The sequence below is a fragment of the Cellulosilyticum sp. genome (assembly GCF_982396655.1).
The window spans coordinates 1-19,107 of the sequence record NZ_CEVXFV010000030.1; the positions used below are offsets into that span (position 1 = coordinate 1).

Annotated in this window: 15 protein-coding genes; 9 read left to right on the top strand and 6 right to left on the bottom strand. The window is 35.8% G+C overall.

Translation table 11 applies throughout. The features are described from left to right. Positions 1-161 precede the first annotated feature (161 nt). From AC1VAQ_RS12920 to gatC, 5 genes are all read right to left on the bottom strand, one after another. On the bottom strand, positions 162-2,249 hold the full coding sequence (locus AC1VAQ_RS12920; protein WP_479904010.1) for a glutamine synthetase III family protein: 2,088 nt from the start codon (positions 2,247-2,249) through the stop codon (positions 162-164). 52 nt (positions 2,250-2,301) lie between these two features. Beyond that, positions 2,302-3,618, bottom strand: coding sequence for an aspartate--tRNA(Asn) ligase (gene aspS, locus AC1VAQ_RS12925; protein WP_479904011.1), 1,317 nt, complete (start codon positions 3,616-3,618; stop codon positions 2,302-2,304). Positions 3,619-3,693: 75 nt separating this feature from the next. Next, positions 3,694-5,154, bottom strand: a complete 1,461-nt coding sequence (gatB, locus tag AC1VAQ_RS12930) for an Asp-tRNA(Asn)/Glu-tRNA(Gln) amidotransferase subunit GatB (protein ID WP_479904012.1) — start codon at positions 5,152-5,154, stop codon at positions 3,694-3,696. 18 nt (positions 5,155-5,172) lie between these two features. Continuing rightward, entirely contained in the window at positions 5,173-6,621 is a 1,449-nt protein-coding gene (gene gatA / locus AC1VAQ_RS12935; RefSeq protein ID WP_479904013.1) for an Asp-tRNA(Asn)/Glu-tRNA(Gln) amidotransferase subunit GatA, read from the bottom strand. 19 nt (positions 6,622-6,640) lie between these two features. Next, positions 6,641-6,934, bottom strand: coding sequence for an Asp-tRNA(Asn)/Glu-tRNA(Gln) amidotransferase subunit GatC (gene gatC, locus AC1VAQ_RS12940; RefSeq protein ID WP_302598301.1), 294 nt, complete (start codon positions 6,932-6,934; stop codon positions 6,641-6,643). Between the two features lie 757 nt (positions 6,935-7,691). On the opposite strand from gatC, the gene AC1VAQ_RS12945 reads away from it, so the two are divergent. The 9 genes from AC1VAQ_RS12945 (at position 7,692) to AC1VAQ_RS12985 (ending at position 16,872) form a co-directional block, all read left to right on the top strand. After that, on the top strand, positions 7,692-8,792 hold the full coding sequence (locus AC1VAQ_RS12945) for a class II glutamine amidotransferase (protein WP_302598303.1): 1,101 nt from the start codon (positions 7,692-7,694) through the stop codon (positions 8,790-8,792). After that, on the top strand, positions 8,792-10,297 hold the full coding sequence (locus AC1VAQ_RS12950) for a glutamate synthase-related protein (protein WP_302598304.1): 1,506 nt from the start codon (positions 8,792-8,794) through the stop codon (positions 10,295-10,297). The genes AC1VAQ_RS12945 and AC1VAQ_RS12950 overlap by 1 nt, the downstream gene beginning before the upstream one ends. A 14-nt stretch (positions 10,298-10,311) precedes the next feature. Further along, complete coding sequence (locus AC1VAQ_RS12955) at positions 10,312-10,746, top strand: 4Fe-4S dicluster domain-containing protein (protein WP_302598305.1); 435 nt, start codon at positions 10,312-10,314, stop codon at positions 10,744-10,746. A gap of 3 nt (positions 10,747-10,749) precedes the next feature. Continuing rightward, the gene (locus AC1VAQ_RS12960) at positions 10,750-11,988 is read left to right on the top strand and encodes an NAD(P)/FAD-dependent oxidoreductase (RefSeq protein ID WP_479904014.1); all 1,239 of its coding nucleotides are present in this window, start codon (positions 10,750-10,752) and stop codon (positions 11,986-11,988) included. After that, positions 11,978-12,697 carry a GltB/FmdC/FwdC-like GXGXG domain-containing protein gene (locus AC1VAQ_RS12965; RefSeq protein ID WP_302598307.1) on the top strand — a complete coding sequence of 240 codons (720 nt, stop codon included), beginning with the start codon at positions 11,978-11,980 and terminating at the stop codon, positions 12,695-12,697. The genes AC1VAQ_RS12960 and AC1VAQ_RS12965 overlap by 11 nt, the downstream gene beginning before the upstream one ends. A gap of 50 nt (positions 12,698-12,747) precedes the next feature. Next, complete coding sequence (gene glnA, locus AC1VAQ_RS12970; protein WP_302598308.1) at positions 12,748-14,064, top strand: type I glutamate--ammonia ligase; 1,317 nt, start codon at positions 12,748-12,750, stop codon at positions 14,062-14,064. A 46-nt stretch (positions 14,065-14,110) separates the two neighbouring features. Further along, complete coding sequence (locus AC1VAQ_RS12975) at positions 14,111-14,680, top strand: ANTAR domain-containing response regulator (RefSeq protein WP_302598309.1); 570 nt, start codon at positions 14,111-14,113, stop codon at positions 14,678-14,680. A gap of 27 nt (positions 14,681-14,707) precedes the next feature. Beyond that, entirely contained in the window at positions 14,708-15,547 is an 840-nt protein-coding gene (dapF, locus tag AC1VAQ_RS12980) for a diaminopimelate epimerase (protein WP_302598333.1), read from the top strand. A gap of 119 nt (positions 15,548-15,666) precedes the next feature. Further along, positions 15,667-16,872: an LL-diaminopimelate aminotransferase gene (locus AC1VAQ_RS12985; RefSeq protein WP_302598310.1), complete on the top strand. Its 1,206-nt coding sequence runs from the start codon at positions 15,667-15,669 to the stop codon at positions 16,870-16,872. Positions 16,873-16,961: 89 nt separating this feature from the next. Here AC1VAQ_RS12985 and AC1VAQ_RS12990 read toward each other — a convergent pair whose 3' ends face one another. Next, the gene (locus AC1VAQ_RS12990; RefSeq protein WP_479904015.1) at positions 16,962-18,914 is read right to left on the bottom strand and encodes a glycoside hydrolase family 9 protein; all 1,953 of its coding nucleotides are present in this window, start codon (positions 18,912-18,914) and stop codon (positions 16,962-16,964) included. Positions 18,915-19,107 lie beyond the last annotated feature (193 nt).

Below are 19,107 nucleotides of genomic sequence, written 5' to 3' on the forward strand. Positions count from 1 at the left end.
GCGCAGTGAGTTCAGGCGTTCATAAGAAAAATCCCCTTAGATTTATAGAAATACGTAGTCGGAGAGCCGTAGGAATGCCAACTCCCCAATCCCGCGTCTCCGCCTCAGCAAAAAAAAAGACGCCGGGAGTAGCGGCGCCTTTTTTTGGAGTATCTATGTGATTATACGTAGAAGAGTAGGTCTACGTATGTTGGAAATGGCCAATTAGCTGCAGATACCATTGTTTCCAATTCATCTGCTACCATACGAAGTGTTTGCATTGCTTCAAATACATATTCTCTATAGTATTTAGCAAGGTCAAGCATATCTTCATGATTTTTAGCATCAAGTAAAATTTCATCTAATTCATCAATTTTACTCATGAATGACTCTGTAAGGTTTGAGAGTTTAACTGCATAGCTTTGTTCTTTTTCAACACTTACATTTAAGCCAAGGTCTTGTTTTACTTTTAATGTTTTAAATACCTCTTTATTGTATTTTAAAACAACTGGTAAAATCTCTTTTTTAGCCATATCAAGCATTGTTAATGCCTCAATATTAATTGTTTTAGCGTAGCCTTCTAATAAAATTTCTGTACGAGATTCTACTTCTGCTCTTGAGAAGATGCCATGTTTTTCAAATAAAGCAACGCTCTTTTCTGATGCAAATGCTGGAATAGCATCAACCGATGTTCTAAGATTTGGAAGACCACGTTTAGCAGCTTCTTCAATCCATTCATCACTGTAGTTATTGCCATTGAAAATAATGCGTTTATGATTTTGCATTGTGTCTTTTACAATGGCAAGGACTTCTGTTGTAAGATCACTTGCCTTATCTAATCTATCTGCAAATTGTTCAAGTTCTTCTGCAACAATTGTATTAAGTACAATGTTTGGACCAGCAATAGATGCTGTAGAACCTAATGAACGGAATTCAAATTTATTTCCTGTGAAAGCAAATGGAGATGTTCTGTTACGATCAGTTGTATCTTTTGCAAATTTAGGAAGTGCAAGGACACCTGTTTCCATAAATGCTTTAGCTGTGTCATGTGCTTCTTCACCTTTTTCAATACTTTCAAGAATAGATGTAAGTTCATCACCCAAGAACATAGAAATGATTGCTGGAGGTGCTTCATTAGCACCGAGTCTGTGGTCATTTCCAGCACTTGCCACAGATACACGAAGTAAATCTGAGTATTCATCTACCGCTTTGATAACAGCAGATAAGAATAATAAGAACTGTGTATTATCTTTAGGTGATTTACCTGGTTCAAGGAGGTTTTCTCCTTCACTTGTTGAAATAGACCAGTTATTGTGTTTACCAGAACCATTTACACCCGCAAATGGTTTTTCATGAAGTAAACATACAAGACCATGTCTTTCGGCTACTTTTTTCATCATTTCCATTGTAAGTTGATTGTGGTCTGTTGCAATATTCGTTGTTGCAAAGATTGGTGCAAGCTCATGTTGAGCTGGTGCAACTTCATTATGTTTTGTTTTAGCTAAAATACCAAGTTTCCAAAGTTCCTCATCTAAGTCTTTCATATATTCAGAAACTCTTGTTCTAATATTTCCGAAATAGTGATCTTCAAGTTCTTGACCTTTAGCTGGCTTTGCACCGAAAAGTGTTCTACCTGTTAAAATAAGGTCTTTACGTTTTGCGTACATTTCTTTATCGATTAAGAAATATTCTTGTTCTGGTCCAACTGTTGTTGTAACTCTTACAACATCTTTGCCAAACTTTTTAAGAATACGGATTGCTTGAACGTTAATTGCTTCCATTGAGCGAAGAAGAGGTGTTTTCTTATCAAGTACTTCACCGCTATAAGAACCGAAAGCTGTTGGGATATATAAAGTATCATCTTTTACAAATGCATAAGATGTTGGGTCCCATGTTGTATAGCCTCTAGCTTCGAATGTTGCACGAAGCCCTCCTGATGGGAATGATGAAGCATCTGGTTCACCTTTAATTAATTCTTTACCTGAAAACTCCATAATGATTTTCCCGTCACCAGCTGGAGCAATAAATGCATCATGCTTTTCAGCAGTAATGCCTGTCATTGGTTGGAACCAGTGTGTATAGTGTGTTGCTCCTTTTTCAATTGCCCAATCTTTCATAGCACTTGCTACAACATCAGCAACTGAAGAATCCATTTCTTTACCTTCCGCCATTGTTTTCTTAAGTGCCTTATATACATTTTTAGGTAATCTTGCTTGCATTACTGATTCATTAAATACATTACATCCAAAAATTTCACTTACTTGTGTCATAACTAAATCCTCCTCAAGATTCTATTCTTTTATTATTTTTAATATCTCTAATTTATGGTTCTAAACGATGAACATCCCTTGGGAACATACTTGCCTGCCTTACATTTTGTAAATCTAAAAGCTTCATCGTTAGTCTCTCAAGCCCTATCCCCAAACCTCCATGTGGTGGCATACCATACTTATGAATATTAAGGTAATACTTGAAATCTTCTGGGTCCATCCCCATTTCTTTCATCTTATTAACTTGTTCATTATAATCATGTATACGCTGTCCGCCTGTTGTAATTTCTAAGCCTCTAAATAGTAAGTCGAAACTCAGTGCAAATCTAGGATCCTCTCTATCGTTCATGGCATAGAAAGGTCGTTTAGATGCTGGAAAATGTGTGATAAACAAGAATTCACTATTCCAGTGTTCTCTTGCATATTCACAAAGCAATACTTCATCTTCAGGCTCTAAATCATATTTATTTTTACCACCTTTACCTTTAATGAAATCTAATGCTTCAGAAAAAGTAATAGTTGGAATTGTATCAATCACAGGTAACTTAGCGCCTAGTATTTCTAGGTATTCACTGCAATGTGATTCTAAATAAGCTATTAAATACTTCAACATAGCGGTCTCCATTTCCATAACATCACTCATGCTATCAATGAATCCCATTTCAAAATCTAGTCCAATATATTCATTTAAATGTCTTGAAGTATTATGCTTCTCAGCACGATATACAGGGGCAATTTCAAATACGCGGTCAAAAAATGCTACACACGTCTGTTTATAAAACTGTGGGCTTTGTGCCAGATAAGCATCTTGGTTAAAATAATCTAACTTAAAGATGTTTGCCCCACCCTCAGCACCTGCTGCTACGATCTTTGGTGTATGCACCTGCGTAAAGCCTTGGCTTTCCATAAATTCACGAAAACCTGAAACTACACCTTCCTGTACCTTAAAAATTGCTCTTTCATAAGGATTTCTGAGGGCGACTGAGCGGTTATCTAAGTTCGCCTCAAGTCCACATCCTAATTTTTTATGTGCAACATTCAAAGGATATTCTGCTGCAGGTCTACTTAACACTTCAAATTCTAATAAACTCAGTTCAAAACCTAAGTTAGCTCTTTCATCTGCTCTAACTTCACCATTTGCTCTTACGTAGCAACCTTCTTTGATATCATCAAGTGAACTCTTGCATTTATTTTCTTCATAAACCCCCTGTATCACATACTGGCCAGTTCTTAAAAGTACAAATGCAAAGCCACTCATTTTTCTAATCTTGTGTATACAAGCTTCAACAGTTATCACTCTGCCTGGCTGGTCTTTAACCGTCTTAAAATCAATAACTGCTCTAACTTCTTTACCACTGATGGTCTCCATTGTCGCCTCTCCTTTCTAACTTGTTCATCCTGTTTTCTCTATCCTTCACACCTTCATCAACTTACTCTACTCTATTCACATTCCTTTACTTTGCTTATCCTTTAGTTTGCTTAAAGTAAGCTCAAGTGTCCCCTTAATCATCCTTGGATTTGCTCGACCTGCCAAGCGTTTACTGCATTGTCCCATCAAGAAACCAAATAGCTTTTCTTTGCCAGCAAGGTAACCTTCCACCTCGCTAGTAAATTCACCTACAACACTGTTTACTACCTCTACAATCTCATCAGTGTTATTGTTCATTAAGAAACCTTGTTCCTTCGCAATTACTTCTGGATCTTGTGCACCTTCTACCATAAGTTTTAAAATGGCCTTACCGTTATTACGATTCACTACATCTTCCTCTATCATCTTCACAAGCTTTGCAAAATCCTCTGGGGAAAATGGCATTTTACTGCTATCTAATTCACCTTCATTCACATATCTTAAAAGCTCAGCAATAACCAAATTTGCAACTTGCTTATAGTTATTATAGCACTTTACAGATTTATCATAAAAATCAGATATTTTTTTATCTGCAACTAATATCTTTGCATCTGTCTTAGTTAATGCATATTTATTCATATATATATCTAATCTTTCATCAATAAGCACTGGCATTGTTGCTTTAATTTTTGCAATATCATCTTCACTGATATGAACTGGAATAACATCTGGTTCCTTAAAATATCTATAATCATGTGCATTTTCTTTCGAACGCATTGCACTGGTTACACCGCGGTTATCATTAAACTTTCTTGTTTCTTGAATAATAGGTTCACCTGCATTAATTAATTTAGTTTGTCTTTCAATCTCATAATCAATAGCTCTCACAATTGATTTAAGAGAGTTTAAGTTTTTAATTTCAACTTTTGTGCCAAGTTTTTCTGCATCTTCTCTTTTAAGCGAAATATTTACATCAGCTCTAAGTGAACCTTCTTCCATTCTACAAAGGCTTACACCTGCATATTGCAGAAGCCCTGCAATCTTTTCTATATAAGCTCTTGCTTCTTCAGCTGAAGACATATCCGGCTCAGAAACAATCTCTAAAAGCGGTACCCCACATCTGTTGTAGTCCGCAAGGCTTGTATTTTCAATATCATCATGAATAAGTTTGCCGGCATCCTCTTCAATATGTGCATGATGAATACGCACATACTTTTCACCATCTTCTGTATCTATTTTTACTTTTCCAGCTAAACAAATAGGTGCATCAAACTGTGAAATCTGATATGCCTTAGGTAAGTCTGGATAAAAATAATTTTTTCGATCTATCTTAGAATATCTTCCAATCTCACATCCTAATGCAAGACCAGCTTTGATACCGCATTTAACAACCTCTTTATTTAGAACTGGTAGCGTACCAGGTAGCCCCGTGCATACTGGGCAACAACGTGTATTAGGATCACCACCAAAATCTACTTCACAGCTACAAAAGATTTTTGTCTTTGTTAAAAGCTGTGCATGTACTTCAAGTCCTATTACTGGAACTAATTTTGCCATCTTTGTCACCTCCCCTTTCTAAACACTTGCCGCCACTGGTGTAAATTGTTTTTCAAATGCATCAGCTACCCCAATAACCTTAGCATCATCAAATGCTTTACCCACGATAGACATTCCTATTGGCATGCCTTCATGATCATATCCACAAGTTGTTGAAATAGCTGGAAGTCCTGCAATATTTACAGTTACTGTACAAATATCAGCTAAATACATCTTAACCGGATCATTTTCATTGGCGCCTATTTTATACGCAACAGTAGGTGCTGTTGGTGTAATCATAACATCACACTGTTCAAAGATTGCTGCATATTCTGCTTTAATTTTTTCTCTAATATAAAGTGCCTTCTTATAGTAAGCATCATAATAACCACTTGATAAAGCATACGTTCCAAGTAAAATTCTACGTTTTACTTCATCTCCAAAGCCTTCTTGTCTCGTACGTGTAATACGTTCCTCATAGGTTTTAGCCTTAGGTGTACAGTAGCCAAACTTAATGCCATCATATCTTGATAAGTTTGAACTTGCCTCTGCTGATGAGATTAAATAGTATGCAGCAATAGCATATTTTAAGCTTGGCATTGATACTTCTATAACTTCTGCCCCTTGTGATTTATACCAATCAATTGCTTTTAAAACTGTTTCTTTAACTTCTTCCCCTATACCTTCCCCAAAGAATTCTTTAGGAACTGCTATCTTTAACCCGTCGATTTTTTTATCTAATTCACTCGTAAAATCAATTTTTACTGGTACTGATGTGCCGTCATTTTTATCTGCTCCTGAAATTACATTAAGCAATAATGCACAATCTCTCGCACTTTTTGCAAGTGGTCCAATTTGATCTAAAGAACTGCCGAATGCTACCAGTCCAAATCTAGAAACCACACCATAACTAGGTTTCATTCCTGTCACTCCACAAAAAGCTGCTGGTTGTCTTATTGAGCCGCCTGTATCCGAACCAATTGTTACCGCGGCCATTTTAGCAGACATAACGGCTGCACTCCCACCTGAAGATCCACCTGGTACCCTTGTTAAATCATATGGATTCTTCGTTTTTTTATAATAAGAAGTTTGTGTTGATCCTCCCATAGCAAATTCATCCATATTAGCTTTCCCAAGTATTACAGCATTTTCATCTCGCAACTTCTTAATAACTGTCGCATCATAAGTCGGTTTAAAATTATATAGCATTTTAGATGCACAAGTTGTGAGAATTCCTTTTGTACATATATTATCTTTAATGGCTACAGGAATCCCTGTAAACATTTTACTTTCACCTTTAGCAATTACTTCATCTGCTACTTTAGCAGCTTCAAGTGCCTCTTCTTCACAAACAGTGATGAACCCGTCTACCTGTTCATCTGCTTCTTTAATTCTATCTAGGTAATATTTAGTAAGTTCAACTGCTGAAATTTCTTTATCATCTAGCATTTGTCTGAGCTCTATTAGCCCCTTATCACATAGCGACATAAGTCTCCTCCTAACTTATTTACTCCATAATCTTTGGTACAACAAAGAATCCATCTTTTTTATGTGATGCATTCTGAAGAATTACTTCCGTATTATAGGACGCAATACTTTGATCTTCACGAAGTTGTTCAAGTCCTACGACCTGGCGATTTAGGCTATCTTCTTCATTCATTTCAACTTCATTTATCGTATCCATAAGTTCAACAATTGCACTCATTTCAGTAACGAACTTTTCTTTTTCAGCCTCATCCACGCCAAGCTTTGATAAATCTGCTAAATAAGTAATTAATGCTGTATCTAACACTTTTTTCACCACCTACTCCATGATTTCCTTTTCTAATCAGTAACACTCATTAAATTAGTTATCCTGATTTTTGTTGTATAGACTACTCTTGTTCTATACACTACTCTCTGTTCTACTCTCAAAATTTAGGGCTTTTTAGCTTTATTCATTTATTAGCCTTATTTCATTTATAAGTTTATAAGTTATAAGTCACATGCTAAATCTCACTTCAAGTTATATACTGTTAAATTTTTCTAGTTAAACAAGCAAAAAAGACGCTACCTACAAACACCTTGGGGTGTTATAAGATAGCGCCTTTGCTATTTCGTTTATTCTCTTGTGCTCAATTATATATGGTCATTATTAAAAATTCAAGACCTATTTTAAAATATTATTTTGTTTTTATTTAATTTAAAACTTTAACCCATAATTAGCACTATTTAAATTTAAGTATTTATATTTAGAATATTTTATTTATAATTCTTATATTTATTAATATGCAGATTTGTATTAGTCTGTGCTAAAAATTGAATTCCTCTACTAAATTAAAATCAAATTTTACAAGTTTTGTACTTACCTAGTTTCTTTAGTTATTTTATTCTAAATTTTTAGCATTTATGAATTATTACAGATTATATCTTGCAATTTTGTTGACATTATTCCGTATAAATGTTATAAAAGAGGTATACAGATGAACAAAGGCGTTCTTCGAGTAAACCCTACTCGAAGTGCGCCTTTTTTGTTTTTCAAATTTGGAGTATTAAATATGTGTGAAGGAGTAATGAGTATGCTTAAACAAGAAGGTGAAGTTAGAATCCCGTCAGGATGTGCTATTTCTGGTTTCATTAATAAAAATGGTAAACGCATCGCTGGGGATCAAATTGTCAAATCCATATCTTATATGCACGACCGCTCAAATGGTCTTGGCGGCGGTTTTGCTGGTTATGGTATTTATCCTGAATATAAAGACCTCTATGCTTTCCATGTTTTCTATGATAATAGCTTATCTAGAGAAGAAACTGAACGTTTCCTTGAACAGCACTTTGATGTTGTTAACTTAAGCCGTATCCCTACTAGAAAACATAAAAACATTACAAACGAACCACTTATCTGGAGATATTTTCTTTCTCCTCTTCCTACTAAACTTGCAGCAAGTCAACTTGAAGAAGATGAATTCGTGGTTCAATCAGTTATTAATATTAATACAAAAATTAAAGGTGCTTACGTATTTTCTAGCGGCAAGAACATGGGAGTATTCAAAGCCGTTGGTTTCCCTGAAGATGTAGGTGAATTCTACAGACTTGAAGAGTATGCAGGGTACGCATGGACAGCACATGGCCGTTATCCAACCAATACACCAGGCTGGTGGGGCGGCGCCCATCCATTTGCACTTTTAGATTATACAATCGTTCATAATGGTGAGATTTCATCTTATGATGCTAACAGACGTTATGTAGAAATGTTTGGCTATAAATGTACACTTCTTACAGACACCGAAGTTATTACATATATTATTGACTTTTTAAATCGTAAACAACACCTCACTTACGAAGAAATTGCTCAGGTTATTGCTGCACCTTTCTGGAGCAAGATTGATAAAATGTCACCTAAGGATAAGGCAAAAGCTACACAGCTTCGTAATATGTTTGCAAGTCTATTAATTACAGGGCCTTTCTCTATTATTTTAGGCTTTAATGGTGGACTTATGGCGCTTAATGACCGCCTCAAACTACGTTCAATGGTTGCTGCTGAAAAAGATGATATGGTTTATATGGCAAGTGAAGAATGTGCTATTCGTGCAATCTGCCCTGATGTAGATCGCATTTGGTCACCTAAGGGCGGCGAACCTATTATCGTTACTTTAAACAACTACGGAGGTGACAAATAATGGCTATCAATTATTTCTATCCTGACTATGAAATCGTTAGAAATCCAAATAGATGTATTAAATGCGGCGCTTGTGCACGCCAATGTGCAAATGAAGTGCATGCTTTAGATGAAGAATTAGGCATGATGGTTGCAGATGAATCAAAATGTGTTAACTGTCAAAGATGTGTTTCTATCTGTCCTACTCGTGCTCTTAAAATAGTAGAAACAGATAATAAATTTAAACAAAACGCTAACTGGTCACAAAAAATTATGACTGAGACTTACAAACAAGCAGCTACAGGTGGTGTCCTTCTTTCTAGTATGGGTAATCCTGAACCATTTCCTGTATACTGGGACAAAATGCTCATTAATGCGAGTCAGGTTACTAATCCACCTATTGACCCATTACGTGAGCCTATGGAAACACAAACTTTCTTAGGAAAGAAATCATCAACTATTAAATTTGATAAGGACCGTAATATTATCTCAAATGAGCACCCTAATCTAAAACTTGAAGTACCTATTATGTTCTCAGCAATGTCATATGGTTCTATCAGTAAAAATGCTCATGAAAGTTTAGCTAGAGCAGCTGAAGAACTTGGTACTTTTTATAATACAGGTGAAGGTGGCCTTCACAAAGATTTTTATAAATATGGACCACATACTATCGTTCAAGTCGCTTCAGGACGTTTCGGTGTTCACAAAGCATACCTCGAAACAGGTGCTGCTATTGAAATCAAAATGGGTCAAGGTGCAAAACCGGGTATTGGCGGTCACCTTCCTGGTATTAAAGTTGGCGATGATGTTTCTAAAACACGTATGATTCCAAAAGGTTCTGATGCAATCTCTCCTGCACCACACCATGATATTTATTCTATTGAAGACCTCCGTCAGCTCATCTTCTCTCTTAAAGAAGCAACTGACTACAAAAAACCGGTTATCGTAAAAATAGCTGCTGTTCATAACGTTGCTGCTATTGCCTCTGGAATTGCTCGTTCAGGTGCTGATATCATTGCAATCGATGGTTATCGAGGTGGTACAGGAGCCGCACCTACACGCATTCGTGATAATGTAGGTATTCCTATTGAACTTGCCCTTGCCGCTGTAGATCAACGACTTCGTGATGAAGGTATTCGTAATGAAGTTTCTGTAGTCGTTGGTGGTAGCATTCGTTGTGCCTCTGATGTTGTTAAAGCCATTGCCCTTGGGGCAGATGCGTGTTACATCGCTACTGCTGCTTGTCTTGCTATGGGCTGTCATCTCTGCCGTAGCTGTCATACAGCTAAATGTAATTGGGGTATTGCAACACAAAGACCTGACCTTGTTAAACGCCTTAACCCAGAAGTAGCCTACAAACGTCTTGTAAATCTTGTAGAAGCTTGGGACCATGAAGTTAAAGAAATCATGGGCGGTATGGGTATCAACTCCATCGAAGCGCTTCGTGGTAATAGACTTATGCTTCGTGGCATTGGTTTAACAGAAAAAGAATTAGAAATCCTTGGCATCGCTCATGCCGGAGAATAAGGGGAGGCAAAACAATGAAAAGAGTATATGTAAATGAAGATTGGTGCCTTGGTTGTCATCTTTGTGAATACTACTGCAGTTTTGCAAATAGTGGTGAAACGGATATGTTCAAGGCTTTTAATAGAGATAAAAAAACAACACCTCGTATCACGGTTGAAGAAGGTGGCGACATTAACTTCGCTGTTCAATGCCGCCACTGTGAAGACCCTGTTTGTGTAAAAGGCTGTATTGCTGGTGCCTTATCTATTAAGGATGGCGTAATCTCTGTAGATGATAATAAATGTGTCGGTTGCTATACTTGCGTCCTTTCCTGTCCATATGGTTGTATCGTTACAGATAACGAAAAAGTTATCAAAAAATGTGATTTATGTACTTCAAATTCTAACGGTACACCCGCTTGTGTCCAAGGTTGCCCAAATGCAGCAATCGTATTCGAAGAAAGGGGTTAAGCTATGAACTATGTGATTATTGGTAACTCTTCTGCTGCTATCGGCTGCATTGAAGGGATTCGAAAAGTAGATACAACAAGTAACATTACTGTGATTTCAGATGAAACTTATCATACTTATGGACGTCCTCTTATTTCTTACTGGCTTCAAGGCAAAGTTTCAGATGAAAATATTTATTATAGATCAAGTGATTTTTATGAAAAGAATAATTGTAAATTGATGTTAGGTGAAACGGTTACTTCTATTATTCCTAATGAATCAGTGCTTACACTTCAAAGTGGTCAAAAAATCCCTTATGATAAACTACTTATTGCTACAGGTTCAAGGCCCTTCATTCCACCAATGAACGGTCTAGAAAATGTCAAAAATCAATTTACATTTATGAAATATGATGATGCTAAAGCAGTCAAGAAATCTCTTAAACCAGATAGCAAAGTACTTATTATCGGTGCTGGACTTATTGGACTAAAAGCTGCTGAAGGTATTTATAATACAACTAATGATATTACTGTAGTTGACCTTGCAGACCGTATTTTACCTAGCATTCTAGATATTGAAGGTTCTGCAATGGTTCAAAAGCATTTAGAAAGCAAGGGAATTAACTTCCTTTTAAATGATAGTGTGGCTCAGTTTACTTCCAATACAGCTACCTTAAAAAGTGGTGTGACATTATCTTTTGATATTCTCATTATTGCTGTAGGTGTTCGTCCTAATATTGAACTTGCAAAAGAATGTGGCATCAATGTAAATCGTGGAATTCTCATCGATGAAACCTGTCGCACTTCTGCTGTTAACATTTATGCTGCAGGTGACTGCACAGAAAGCGTTGATATTACCACTGGAGAACAAAAAATATTAGCACTACTTCCAAATGCTTATATGCAAGGTGAGGTTGCTGGAATCTCTATGGCTGGCGGCTCTAAGACTTATAGAAAAGCTATTCCAATGAATGCTATTGGCTTCTTTGGACTTCATATGATTACTGCAGGCTCTTATACAGGTGAAGCCGTTACAACTCGCCTTGATGGTAACTACAAAAAATTAGTTTTCAAAGATAATGTGTTAAAAGGCTATATCATGATTGGCGATGTAAAACGTGCAGGAATCTATACTTCTATGATTAAAGAACAAATTCCTCTTGAGGATGTAGACATTAATCTTTTAGAAGAGAAACCTCAAATGATGCTTTTTAATAAGGCACGCCGCGTAGAAAAATTAGGAGGTGTTAAACTTGGTAATTAATGCAGAAGGACTTCACTTTCAAGTTTTAAATGATGCTTTAAAATCAAGCAAGGATTCAAATATTAAAATTACAAACTGCCTTGGACATCGTTATATTGGTTCAGGCGTTACAAATAAAAATATCGATATCTATGGTACTCCAGGCAATGCCCTTGGTTCTTATTTAGCCGGTAGCACAATTAATGTCTATGGTAATGCCCAAGATGCTACTGGTGACACTATGGATAGTGGTGAAATTATAATTCACGGTAACTGTGGTGACACAACTGGTTATGGTATGCGTGGCGGAAAAATATTCATTCACGGCAACGCTGGCTACCGTGTAGGTATTCATATGAAAGCTTATGAAGAACATCAACCTACTATTGTTGTTGGTGGATGCGTAGGTGATTTCTTAGGTGAATATCAAGCTGGCGGTCGTATTGTTATACTTGGTTTAAATAATAATGGCAAAATCCCTGTTGGCGATTTTTGTGGTACTGGTATCCATGGTGGTGCTATTTATATTCGTTCAAATGAATTACCAGATTTACCAGCTCAAGTTGCAGCTTCTGTTGCTACAGATGACGACTTAGCTGATATTATGAGTGACATTGAGGCATTCTGCGAGTACTTCAATGAATCAAAAGAAGAAATTTTAAAGGGAAAATTTTATAAATTAGTAGCTAATTCAAAAAATCCATATAAGCGTCTTTACACTCATAATTAAATCGATTACACTGTTCTTAATTATTTACTTATTGTGAGGAGGAGTTTTTCATGTCTTTTAATAAACTTGGCGCTTTAAGATTTGTAGAAGAAAATGATGTTAAATTCATTAGACTTCAATTCTGTGATCTTTTAGGTGAACTTAAGAATATTTCTATCTCCCCAAAACAACTTAGTAAAGCCTTTGATGAGGGCATCGCTTTTGATGCCTCCTCTATCAAGGGCTTTACTACAATTGAGGATTCAGAACTATTTTTATTCCCAGATCCAACTACCCTTTGCATCTTACCTTGGAGACCTCAGCATGGGAAGGTAGCTCGTCTATTTTGCGATATTAAAACATCTGAAGGTACACCTTTTATAGGTGACAGCCGCTACATTTTAAAACGTGCTTATGAAAAAGCTAAAAATATGGGGTATATCTTTAAAGTTGGTGCAGAATGTGAATTCTTCTTATTTAAAACAGATTTAGAAGGTAACCCTATTCCTGAACCTAGCGATAAAGCTAGCTACTTTGATGTAGCCCCTCTAGATCAGGGTGAAAATACACGTCGTGAAATTTGCTTAACCCTAGAAGAAATGGGATTTGAAATAGAATCATCTCATCATGAATCTGCTACTGGCCAACATGAAATTGATTTTAAATATGATAATGTTATAGAGTCTGCTGACAATATCCTAGCTTTTAAAACAGTTGTTAAATCCATTGCAGGCCGCAATGGTCTCTATGCTTCTTTCATGCCTAAACCTCTTATGAATACAAGTGGCTCAGGTATGCATATTAATATGTCTCTTTACAAAGATGGAGAAAATATATTTGATACAAAATCTCCTACTGCACTTCCTAAAGAGGCTGGACATTTCATAGCAGGTATTCTTAAACATATTAAAGAAATCTCTGCTATTGCTAATCCACTTGTAAACTCTTATAAAAGGCTTAATTCTGGTTTTGAAGCACCTAGACAAGTTTCTTGGTCATTTAAAAATCGTTCTGCACTCATTAGAGTACCATCTAGCACCACTGGATATAATAGAATCGAACTTCGTAGTCCGGATCCTACTTGTAATCCATATCTTACACTTGCGCTTCTTTTAGAAGCGGGTCTTGAAGGTATTCAAAATGAATTGCCACTTATGCCAGAACTTAACCTAAATGCATATAATCTAAATGAAGATGAACTAACTGCTCTAGGTATAGAATCATTACCTGAAAACTTATCTATTTCACTTATGGCAATGAAACAAAGTGATTTTATTAAAAAAGTATTGGGACAACATATTTTTGAAAATTACTTAGCAATAAAAAACGGCGAATGGAATATATATAACCAGACTGTTCATGAATGGGAAGTCCAGAACTACCTGTAAATAATATGAACAAAACCAAAAAAATGATTATAAAGGAGTAGGAAGCGTGGAAAAGATATTAATTGTATCTACCCAAAGAGAGTCTTCGAATGCCTTGTATGATATCATTAGCCCTCTTGGTTTTTCTGGTTATGAATATGCCGCCTCTGGCAATGAGGCAAGAAGAAAGTTTGACTATACTGATTATGATCTCATTATAATCAATACACCTTTAAGCGACGAGTTTGGCTCCGAACTTGTTCTAGATATTGCAGAAAAATCCTTATCTGCTATACTTATCCTTGTGAAGTCAGATATTAAAGAGCAAGTTCAAGATAAAGTAGCTGTAACTGGCGCTTTTGTCGTAGGTAAACCAATTAATAAACAAGTCCTACTGCAATCCATTCCATTCGTTCTTAATTCTAAGCAAATCATCTCTACTTTAAGAGAACAAAATAAAGCTTTGAAGAAAAAAATGGATGATGTAAAGGTTATTGAGCGTGCTAAATTTTCTCTTATTAAGTACTTAGGCCTTGATGAAAAACAAGCTCATAGGTATATTCAAAAGCAAGCCATGGATTTACGTGTTTCACCTAGGGTTGTTGCTGATAATATTCTCAAGACTTACGAAGTATAATTTAAAGGGTGTGAATATATGAAAAAAATTAATTTTACAAAAATGCACGGCATAGGTAACGACTATGTTTATGTTGATGGCTTCAAAGAAACAATTGAAAATCCTAGTGCCTTCTCTGAATTTATCAGTGATCGCCATTTTGGAATTGGTGCTGATGGCTTAGTAATGATTTTACCATCTGAGATTGCTGATTTCAGAATGCGTATGTTCAATGCTGATGGTTCTGAAGGTAAAATGTGTGGTAATGCCACAAGATGTATTGGTAAATTTGTATATGAAGCTGGTTACACAGATAAAACTGATATTTCACTTGAAACCTTAAGTGGTATTAAATACCTTAAACTAAATGTTGAAGATAATAAAGTTGCTTCTGTCGAAGTTGATATGGGGCATGCTATCCTTGCTCCAAAGGAAATTCCTATTCTTTCTGATAGCGAAACTTTCATTAATCAACCTATCAACATAGATGATACAACTTACTTTATTACAGGTGTCTCTATGGGAAATCCTCATGCCGTTCTATTCTGTGACACTGATATTGATAATCTCTCTCTTGAAACAATTGGTCCAAAATTTGAGTTCCACGAACTGTTTCCTGAGAGAATAAATACAGAGTTTGTACAAATAATAAATGAAAATACAGTAAAAATGCGTGTTTGGGAACGTGGTTCTGGTGAGACTTGGGCCTGTGGAACAGGTGCTTGTGCTGTAGCAGTAGCTTGCGTCCTCAATGGTTATTGCAAACAAGGTGAAGAAATTACTGTTAAATTACGCGGTGGCGACTTAAAGATTACTTACAACAACGACGGAACAGTCCTTATGAAAGGGCCTGCTACTAAAGTATTTGACGGTACCATTGAGTATTAAAATACTCAATGCATTAAAATACTCAAATGGAGTATTAAAAATTTCAATATGATATTAAAATCTCAAGCGAATACTTAGTATTCGCTTAAAATTACAAAGCGTTTAAAGGGAGGCTTAAAATGGCTTTTATTAATGATAATTACTTAGAGCTTAAAGACAGTTACTTATTCTCTACTATTGCTAAAAAAGTTAACGAATTCGTAGCTGCACATCCAGAAAAAAAATTAATCCGTATGGGTATTGGTGACGTTACTCGTCCACTTGTTCCAGCCGTACTTTCTGCCATGCATTCTGCGGTAGATGAAATGGGGCAAAAAGAAACATTCAAAGGTTATGGGCCAGAACAAGGTTATAACTTCTTACATGAAGCTGTTCAAAACTACTATGCTAAAATGGGCGTTTCTCTTGAAACAGATGAAATCTTCATCAGTGACGGTGCAAAAAGTGATGTTGGTAACATTACAGATATCTTTGGTAATGAAAATATTGTTATGATTCCAGACCCAGTATACCCTGTATATGTAGATACAAATATTATGTCAGGTCGTGAAATCGTTTATTTAGATTCAAATGCAGAAAATAATTTCTTACCACTTCCTCCAACAGATGAAGAAGTAACTCCTGACCTTATCTATCTCTGCTCACCAAATAACCCTACAGGATCTGTTTATAACAAAGAACAACTTGCTGCATGGGTTGAATATGCTAAAAGTAATGGTGCGATTATCCTTTATGATGCAGCTTATGAATGTTTTATTCATGATGCTTCTCTTCCAAGAAGTATTTTTGAAATCGAAGGTGCTAAAGAATGTGCTATCGAATTCTGTAGTTTATCTAAAACAGCTGGTTTCACAGGAACACGTTGTGGTTATACAGTTGTTCCAAAATCACTTACAGCTATGAATAGCGAGGGCGACTCAGTTGTTCTTAATAAACTTTGGCTTAGAAGACAAACAACTAAATTTAATGGTGTACCTTATATCATTCAAAAAGGTGCTGCTGCTGTTTTCACAGAAGAAGGCCAAGCTCAAATCAAAGAAAACATTGCTTACTACATGGAAAACGCACGTATCATTGCCGATGCCATGAAAGCAAAAGGTATTGAATACTATGGCGGAGATAACTCTCCTTATATCTGGCTCAAATGCCCAAATAATATGAAATCATGGGATTTCTTTGATTATCTCCTTAACGAAATTGCAGTAGTTGGTACACCAGGTGCTGGTTTCGGTAATAATGGTGAAGGATTCTTCCGCCTCACAGCTTTCGGTGACCGCGAAGCAACTATCGAAGCTATGGAACGTTTCAAATCATTAAACTTCTAATGCACAACTAAAAAAGGATTTGTCACGAAACTGTTTTCGTAACAAATCCTTTTTTTATGTTATTTTTTTCTTCCTATACCAGCTATTAATTATTTACTTAATACAACTACATTTCCTTCAGTAAAGTTAGTGAAATTAGACCAGTCTGAATTTGCACTACGTGTTTGAATGCTTACTGTACCACCCTGTGGTTTTAAAATTATAGTACTATCAATTGTTATTTCAAGATATTTACCTTCACTATCTTCACCAAATGTTCCATTTACATTTGATGTAAGTGCTTGATACCAAGGTGCTTCATTTAACTGCGCTGCTGCATGATCACACCAGAATTGCATTGATGTACTATCATCCTTATTAAAGTAATAACGAATTGCTAAATTAGATAAATCAATACTCTCTGAACCTGTAGCTGAAATAGTATATGTTTGTGCAATAGAGTTACTTACCTGAGTTGTAACATTTACTTCTACACCATCTACAGTTGTCCCTGGATTTGGATCAGGGGTTGGTGTTGGTTCTGGCGTTGGGTCTGGAGTTGGGGTTGGATCTGGTGTTGGATCTGGTGTTGGTTCTGGTGTTGGATCTGGTGTTGGTTCTGGCGTTGGTTCTGGCGTTGGGGTTGGATCTGGTGTTGGATTAACTACGCTAATATCACCATCCGTAATAATTCCAGCTAATGCCATAACTAAACCTGCGTTATAGTCAATACCTACCTCTGTTTCTGTATATTGATTTGGATCATTTGAATATGAATCACCATTTCCAGGACCACCTACTAAAGCGCCCGTTAATATATGTTTTGCATCTTTTAAGTTATTATTATCATTAAATCCTTGATAGCCATTAGCTGCTCTATGATGTGGTTTAGTTGGATACTTGCTACCAAAACCAATCATATAAGACATGCTATTAGGATTATCTCCTAAAATATAATTAACTTGACTCATTGCTAAATCTTTAGCCTTTGTATCTCCTGACATCTTGTAGTATTGCATTGCAATAGCTGATGCAGCTGCAGAGTATCTTAATGATCCCCAGCTATTTAAAATCTTTAAGCCCCCTGGTGTTTCTGACATATTGTACCAATATTCCATATTATGTTTAACAGAGTCTTTATACTTTTCTTCCCCTGTTAACTTATATAATTCAACCGCAGTTGGTATGTACATATCATCCCAACACATCGTCCATTCATTAGTTGCTACTACATTTGCATTAGTTGATGAAGCCGAATACTTTTCAGCATCAGTTAAATATTTTGCTTCACCAGTTGCTCTATATAGCCATGTTGCAGCCCATGCTAAATCATCCTTATAACTACTACTTGAATAAAAACTCTGATATTGAGCTATTCCTTGATTAGATATTCCTAGTACGTATAAAGATTTAGCTGCTGATAAGCATCTAGATGCATATTCAGGATCTCTATCTTTACTATTTAAGTACATAATAGATAATGCTGCTGATGCACCACCTGCAATATCTGAACCTGCTGAACCAGAATTTAATGTAAAGTATGTTTGTCTATCACCTTGTAATTCCGGTGATCCCCAATAACTGTGATCTACATTTCCATCTCCTACTTGATAATAAAATGTATTAGCATTTGGATGACACTTTAATAAATAATCTGTAACATATTTTAATGTGTCATACATCTTATCAGAGTTACCTGTCTTCTCAAAAGCATCTCTATAATCTAAATAAGTCCAACCAAGTACACTCGCTGCGTAGTTTTGTGTTATACCAAATTTTACATGGTCACCACAGTCATGAAAACCACCAGTTAAATCAATTCCCTTATCACTACCATCATTAACATGGCATGCACTACGCCAATCAAATTCATTATTATCAGCTACATTTGGTCCACATTTATTTGCATCATAGAAAATAACACTGTCTTTTAAGGCTAAATTATAATCAAATGCTGATGCAGTTGATGAAGCTATCAGCGGCATTCCTGCAAATGCTGATAATAACATACTAAAACTTAAGAAATATACCCCTTGTTTTTTCATTCTTTGTAAAAGTTTCATATTACTCCTCCTATTATTTATATTTTTCCTTTCTTATGTACCTTAATTTCTCCTTTTCATTTCCCCTTTTGCTATTATCTAAGTCACCTTTACTCTAGACTTATTATAAAACTTATTCATATTTACATGTTTAAAAATGATTAACATGTAAAATTTTGTGACATAACATAATTTATTTACTTTCCCAACAAAA

Excerpts from the sequence above, each read along its gene's own strand:
- AC1VAQ_RS12950 (WP_302598304.1), top strand. The coding sequence starts at position 8,792 with ATGGCTATCAATTATTTCTATCCTGACTATGAAATCGTTAGAAATCCA.
- AC1VAQ_RS12920 (WP_479904010.1), bottom strand. The coding sequence starts at position 2,249 with ATGACACAAGTAAGTGAAATTTTTGGATGTAATGTATTTAATGAATCA.
- aspS (WP_479904011.1), bottom strand. The coding sequence starts at position 3,618 with ATGGAGACCATCAGTGGTAAAGAAGTTAGAGCAGTTATTGATTTTAAG.
- gatB (WP_479904012.1), bottom strand. The coding sequence starts at position 5,154 with ATGGCAAAATTAGTTCCAGTAATAGGACTTGAAGTACATGCACAGCTT.
- AC1VAQ_RS12990 (WP_479904015.1), bottom strand. The coding sequence starts at position 18,914 with ATGAAACTTTTACAAAGAATGAAAAAACAAGGGGTATATTTCTTAAGT.
- AC1VAQ_RS12960 (WP_479904014.1), top strand. The coding sequence starts at position 10,750 with ATGAACTATGTGATTATTGGTAACTCTTCTGCTGCTATCGGCTGCATT.
- AC1VAQ_RS12985 (WP_302598310.1), top strand. The coding sequence starts at position 15,667 with ATGGCTTTTATTAATGATAATTACTTAGAGCTTAAAGACAGTTACTTA.
- gatA (WP_479904013.1), bottom strand. The coding sequence starts at position 6,621 with ATGTCGCTATGTGATAAGGGGCTAATAGAGCTCAGACAAATGCTAGAT.
- AC1VAQ_RS12955 (WP_302598305.1), top strand. The coding sequence starts at position 10,312 with ATGAAAAGAGTATATGTAAATGAAGATTGGTGCCTTGGTTGTCATCTT.
- glnA (WP_302598308.1), top strand. The coding sequence starts at position 12,748 with ATGTCTTTTAATAAACTTGGCGCTTTAAGATTTGTAGAAGAAAATGAT.
- AC1VAQ_RS12945 (WP_302598303.1), top strand. The coding sequence starts at position 7,692 with ATGCTTAAACAAGAAGGTGAAGTTAGAATCCCGTCAGGATGTGCTATT.